The 6147-nt window shown below is 62.4% G+C and carries 5 protein-coding genes; 1 reads left to right on the forward strand and 4 read right to left on the reverse strand.

Translation table 11 applies throughout. The features are described from left to right. Nucleotides 1-373: 373 nt before the first annotated feature. The 4 genes from T370_RS0120950 to htpX form a co-directional block, all read right to left on the reverse strand. Nucleotides 374-1084 (reverse strand): YggS family pyridoxal phosphate-dependent enzyme, encoded by a 711-nt coding sequence (locus T370_RS0120950; protein ID WP_005028397.1) that lies wholly within the window; start codon nucleotides 1082-1084, stop codon nucleotides 374-376. A 3-nt stretch (nucleotides 1085-1087) separates the two neighbouring features. After that, on the reverse strand, nucleotides 1088-2023 hold the full coding sequence (era, locus tag T370_RS0120955) for a GTPase Era (RefSeq protein WP_005028398.1): 936 nt from the start codon (nucleotides 2021-2023) through the stop codon (nucleotides 1088-1090). Nucleotides 2024-2091: 68 nt separating this feature from the next. Next, nucleotides 2092-2493, reverse strand: coding sequence for a DVU_2496 family lipoprotein (locus T370_RS0120960; RefSeq protein ID WP_005028400.1), 402 nt, complete (start codon nucleotides 2491-2493; stop codon nucleotides 2092-2094). Nucleotides 2494-3068: 575 nt separating this feature from the next. After that, the gene (htpX, locus tag T370_RS0120975) at nucleotides 3069-3932 is read right to left on the reverse strand and encodes a zinc metalloprotease HtpX (RefSeq protein WP_029436900.1); all 864 of its coding nucleotides are present in this window, start codon (nucleotides 3930-3932) and stop codon (nucleotides 3069-3071) included. Between the two features lie 199 nt (nucleotides 3933-4131). Between htpX and T370_RS0120980 the strand changes: the two genes are divergently transcribed. Continuing rightward, a complete protein-coding gene (locus tag T370_RS0120980; RefSeq protein WP_034507409.1) occupies nucleotides 4132-5829 on the forward strand; it encodes a hydantoinase/oxoprolinase family protein in 1698 nt (565 codons plus the stop codon). The last annotated feature ends 318 nt before the right edge of the window (nucleotides 5830-6147 follow it).

Genomic DNA, 6147 nt, shown 5'->3' on the forward strand with positions numbered 1-6147 from the left:
GAAGGGGATTGAAGGTTGGGGAGGGGAGAGGCCCCCTTTTGAAAAAGGGGGCCTCTCCCCTCCCCAAACCCCACCCCTCTCCCTCCTAAGACTTTCGCGTTTATCGAATCCCTCTTGACGGCTATTCCTATCGAAAAAGAGACAGCCCTGAACAAAAAAATGTTCAGGGCTGTTGAACAATGTACTTTATTGGGGGCCTTGCAAGCTTGAAAAGCCCTCAGCTGGAACGGACTCCCGCCGCGTAACCTCCCCACCAGTCAAAAGTCTTTGAAGAGGATAGGGGAGGTTTGGAGGGGGAAGGGGAAACTTTCTTTAGAAAGTTTCCCCTTCCCCCTCCAAATATTCTCTCTCTCTCTCTCTCTCTCTCTCTCTCCTACGACTTCACAGGCCGGGGGCCGAAAATGTCGGTCCCGACGCGGACGAGGGTCGCGCCTTCCTCGACGGCCTGCACGCAGTCGCCGGACATGCCCATGGAAAGTTCGGGCAGCTTGATGCCGAGGCGGGCTTCGAGATCGTCGCGCAGCTCGCGGAGCCGGGCGAAATAGGGCCGGGCGGCTTCGCCGTCGTCAAAGAACGGCGGCAGGCACATCAGGCCGCGGACTTCAAGGCGCGGGAGTGCAAGGACGGCTTCGGCAAGGGCGGGCAGATCGTGCTCGTCGACGCCGGCTTTCTGCGGCTCGTTGCCGATGTTGACCTGAAGGAGCACGCGCTGCACCGGAATGTCTTCGGGCAGGCGGCGGGCCAGCGTTTCGGCGAACTTCAAGTTGTCCACAGTGTGGATGAGGGCGAAACGCCCGGTGACGTCCTTGGCTTTGTTGGTCTGGACGTGGCCGATGCAATGCCACTCCACATCGAGATCGGGAAGGGCTTCCTGCTTGGCAAGCGCTTCCTGCACGTAATTTTCGCCAAAAACCCGTTGTCCGAACCCGTATGCCGCGAGAATGGCCTCCACTGGATGGAGCTTGGATACGGCAATGAGACGTACATCTTCCGGCTTGCGCCCCGCGATGCGGGCGGCCCCGGCGAGGCGCCCGCGCACGGCTTCGAGGCGTTCCCCAAGCGCTGCTGTTTCTGACGGATTCATGGGCTAGTACTCCGCTTCAGCTCCAAAGCCGAGGCTGTGCAGGAACTGCGGGTCATCGACCCAGTCCTCACGAACCTTGACCCAGAGTTCGAGGTGAACCTTTTTATCGACCAGATCCCGGATTTCCTTGCGGGCGGCCGTGCCGATGGCCTTGATGCCTTCCCCCGCCCGGCCGATGACCATGGCCTTGTGCGAGGGCTTCGCCACATAGATGGCGGCATGGATGAGCACGCGATCGTCTTCCTCGTCCCACACTTCAACGTCCACGGCGACGGAATAGGGGACTTCCTGATACAGCTTTTCGAAAAGCTTCTCGCGGATGATCTCGGCGGCCATGAACTTCATGGGGGCCGTGGAAAGCTGATCTTCGGGGAACTGCGCCTCGCCTTCGGGCAGGTGGGAGCGGATAAGCTCAAGGAGCTGCTCCACGCCGTTGCGGCGCAGGGCCGACGCCGGGAAGATTTCCGCCTTGGGGAACATCTGGGCCACGGACTCCAGCAGGGGCAGCATACGCGATTTGTCATGGAACAGGTCGACCTTGTTCACCACAACGACGACGGGGCGCTCCTCTTCGGCCAGCGGCTGGATGAGGGGCGCGAGATCGCGCTCCATGAAATCGGGCTTGCGCAGGTACAGATCGCCGTCGATGACGAGCACGATACAGTTCGCCACCGCGAAGCTCTGCCACGCCGACTGGACCATGATTTTGCCGAGCTGGCCTCTGGTCTGGCCGCGCAGGGCGTGCACGCCGGGCGTGTCCATAAAAATGACTTGGGCATCCTTCTGGGTCAGGATGCCGACGATGCGGTTACGGGTCGTCTGCGGCTTGGCCGTGACGATCGCCACCTTCTGGCCCACAAGGGCGTTGGTAAGGGTGGATTTGCCCGCATTGGGCGGACCCATCAGCGCTACCCATCCACAACGGTGTGCTGTTGCCATATAGTCTCCTCAAAAACGCAAAAATGTTGGTTTCATACTTCCGCTTCGGAGCGGGATGTCATCAAATCTCAAGATGCCGAAAGCGCAATAAGCTGGGCCGGGCGGCGCATACGCCATTCACCGGGCCGCACTTCCACGACATCCTCTTCCCATACGCCCTCAAGTCGGTACACGCGCCAGAGGCCGGGAAGGAGTTCATGATCGTGTTCCAGCCGTTCTTCGAGCATCCGGGCCATTTCTTCCGTACAGAAGACGGGGAGATCCTCATAGCGGCCTTCCGAAGCCAGCAGCGTCGCTTCGTCGTGCTGAATATACTGCATATATGACGCGGGCGCGAGAACAAAAATGCCGCCGCACTCGGAGCGCTGCACCGGCACGGGTTCCTCGCCAAGGGTTCTTTTCTCGCCGCACCCGGAAACGCCAAGGCACGCCGCAAGCGCCAGACCTATCGAAAGGCTCCCATATTGCATCGTTTACTCCAAGGAACACCGAAAAAGCCATGATTCAGGATGGATGGTGGACGGCTTCCGGGAACGCCCCCGGAAGGCCCCGTATCTTCCCGCCGGGGCCGCCGTCCGGAAAATGCTTCCGAAGGGTCTGTTTCGCTACCGGAATATGCGTCCAGCGTCAAGGATGATAGAAGCGGCTGGAAAGGGGAACCCCTTCTGAAGAAGGGAAAAATGTCCTCTGCCGCGTCTCCGTTTTTTTCGTGGTCCCCTTCGGGTGGCGGGGAGGCCGCGCAGGGGGGCGTTCACGCTCATTAAAAAGGATCGAGGCTTTCAGAGCCGTTCGAGCGGAGGAAGGAAACATATTCCTTCCGATTTGTTGCCAAAGGAGTGTCTGATTGCTCGGGGATAAGCAAAAAAGGTTCCGCATCCGGTTTGCGCCGGATACGGAACCCATCTTCTTTCGAGACGTGGAGGAAATGCACTGTGAAGGGCGGCGGGGCCGTGAATTCAGGCGAATGCACGGGCATTTCCAAAGCCGTCCAGAGCGTTTTCCCCCGGGCGGGCGAGGGGCAATGCCCCTGCCCGCCGGAGATTTTTTATCTGACGCCCGCCATTTCGCGGAGACGGGCGATGCGGTCGTTGATGTCGGGGTGGGTGCTGAACAGCTTGGCCATGCCGCCGCCGAAGAGGGGGGCGACGATGAACATTTCCGCCGTGGTGGGGTTGCCGTTCTGCATGGGAATGCGCTGGTTCCATGACTGGAGCTTGCCGAGCGCGGCGGCGAGGGCGAGGGGCTGCCCGCAGTAGCGCGCCCCGCTGGCGTCGGCGAGGTATTCGCGCGAGCGGGAGATGGCGAACTGGATCAGCGACGCCGCGATGGGCGCGAGGATGGCGAGCACGATGGCCATGAGCGGGTTGCTGCCGCCTCCTTCGCCGTCTTCGCTGCTGCGGCCCATGCCGAAGATGGCGGCGAACTGCATAAAGTTGGCGATGGACACGATGGTCGAGGCCATGACCCCGGCGACCGTCTGGATCAGGATGTCGTGGTTGGCGATGTGCGCGATTTCATGAGCAAGCACGCCCTTGAGCTCTTCCGGGGACAGCAGGCGCAGGATGCCTTCCGTGACGGCGACCACGCTGTTTTCGGGGTTGCGGCCCGTGGCGAAGGCGTTGGGGGCTTCTTCGGGAACCACGGCGATGCGCGGCATGGGGATCTGGGCGTTGGCGGCCAGCTCGCGCACCATGCTGTAGATCATGGGGGCTTCGCTTTCCGACAGTTCGCGGGCCTGATACATCCTCAGGACGATTTTGTCGGAATACCAATAGCTCCCCACGTTCATGATCAGGGCGAGGCCGAAAGCGATAACGATCCCCGTCTTGCCGCCCAGAGCGCCTCCGAGAACGATGATGAGGCCGGAAAGCAGGGCAAGCAACATGAATGTCTTCAGTTGGCTGGTCACGTACGTATTCTCCTTTGGTGTTGCGACCGATCCCGGATCGGTTGTCGATCCGGTTCTTTTCCTTGTAATAGGGGAAAGTATAGGGTCGGGGATGCCGTTTGGCAAGGGCGGGCGGGGTTTCCCTGCGCCGGGGTTTTGCGTTACGCTGCCGACGGGCGCGAGGTCCGTTGCCGGAAACAGGCGCCTCAGGAGGCCGTACGTGTCAAAAGAACGGAAAACCCCGGCCGTGCTCGGGCTGGATATGGGCGGAACGCATACCGACGCCGTGCTGTTGCGCGGCGGAACGCTGCTCGCGTCCGTCAAAGTTCCCACCAACCATCAGGATTTGCTGGTTTCCACACGAGAGGCCCTGCACGCGCTGTTCGAGTCGGGAGCGGCGTTTCCGGCGGACGTGAGCCGGGCGACGTTCGGGACCACCCTCGCCGTGAATGCCGTGGTGCAGAACGCCTGCGCGCCTGTGGGTCTGCTGATCGGCGCGGGGCCGGGCCTTGATCCGGGCTGGTTCGGGCTGGGAGGCCATACGGCGCTCGTTCCCGGCGGCGTGGATCACCGGGGGACGGAAGTCGCGCCTCCGGATCGGGAGGCTATACGGCGGGTTGTGAGCGGCTGGCGGGAGGAAGGGCTGGCCGCGTTCGCCTGCGTCGCCAAGTTTTCGACGCGCAATCCGGCGCATGAGGACGCGATGGCGGAGGTCATACGCGAAGTTTTCTCGGACGGCCCGGAACCGGTGATCGCGCTCGGGCATCGTTTGTCGGGCCGCCTGAATTTTCCGCGCCGCATTGCCACGGCCTATTGGAACGCGGCGGTCTGGACGCTGCACAACCGGTTCGCGGATGCGGTGGAAGCCAGCCTGAAGGACATGGGCATCGACGCGCCAGCCTATCTTTTGAAGGCCGACGGGGGAGCCATCCCGCTTTCGGTGTCCCGCGAGCGGCCTGTGGAAGCCCTGCTTTCCGGCCCCGCCGCCAGCGTCATGGGCATGATGGCCCTGATGCCGTCCTGCTCCGAAGATACCCTTGTGCTCGACATGGGCGGAACGACGACGGACATAGCCTTGCTCGCCGCCGGGCAGCCCGTATTGTCGTCAGACGATCTGGTGGTCAACGGGCGCTCCACGCTGGTCCGCGCGCTCAAGTCCGTTTCCATCGGGCTTGGAGGGGATTCGCAGGTGACGGTCGCGCCCGGCATTCAGGTCGGCCCGCTGCGCAAGGGGCCCGCGCTGGCGTTCGGCGGGACGGACGGCCCCACATTTCTCGACTGCCTCAATGTGCTTGGACATGCGGACGCCGGGGATGTTGCTGCGTCACGCGCGGGTGTGGAATCCCTTGCCGCAGCCCACGGGCTGAGCGCAGAGTCCCTCTCGCAGGAGGTTTTGGATTGCGCCCGTTCCCGCGTCGCCTCCGCCGTGCGGTCGTTGCTCGATGAGGTGAACAGCCGTCCCGTGTACACGCTGGCGGCCTTGCTTGAGGAACGCGCCGTTCGCCCGGTCCGCGCCGTGCTTGTGGGCGGCCCCGCCGAGGCGGTGGCTCCTCTGCTCGGGGACGCTCTGGGGCTTCCTGTGGAGACGCTCGGCGATCCTGTGCTTGGCCCTGTCGCCAACGCCATCGGCGCGGCACTCACCCGTCCCACGGCGAGCCTTGATCTGTTTGCGGATACGGCGGCTGGTATGCTGCTGGTTCCGAGCCTCGACATCCGCAAGCCCATTACACGGCGCTACACGCTCGAAGAAGCCAAGGCCGAGGCGTGTGCGCTTCTCCGTGGACAGGCCGCCTTTGCCTCCGCGTCTCCCGAAATCGACGTCACCGAGGCCCAGCTTTTCGCCACGCTCGACGAGTACGGGCGCGGAGGGCGGGACATCCGCGTCCGCTGCCAGCTTCGGCCCGGCGTCGAACGGTAGAGGTTGAAGAAATTGGAGGGCGGGGAGGACTTTCTAAAAAAAGTCCTCCCCGCCCCCTCCAAACCACCCCCACCCCTCCCAAAGACTTTTGACGTTACCCAGTCCCTGTTCCGCGTTCCTACAGGGCTCGATGGTTAGGGTATAGGTGAATCGGGACGTGTATTTTTTGCTTACCGGATAAGGAAAACGGCTTTTCCCTGCATAAAGCCGTAGGGGAAAGCCGAGATAAGGGATTCGATAAGCATGAAAGTCTTTGGAGGATGAGGGAAGGGGGTTCGGGGGAAGGGAGAAGGGGCCTTTCTCCAGAAAGGCCCCTTC

The organism is Bilophila wadsworthia ATCC 49260 (assembly GCF_000701705.1).
Lineage (GTDB): Bacteria > Desulfobacterota > Desulfovibrionia > Desulfovibrionales > Desulfovibrionaceae > Bilophila > Bilophila wadsworthia.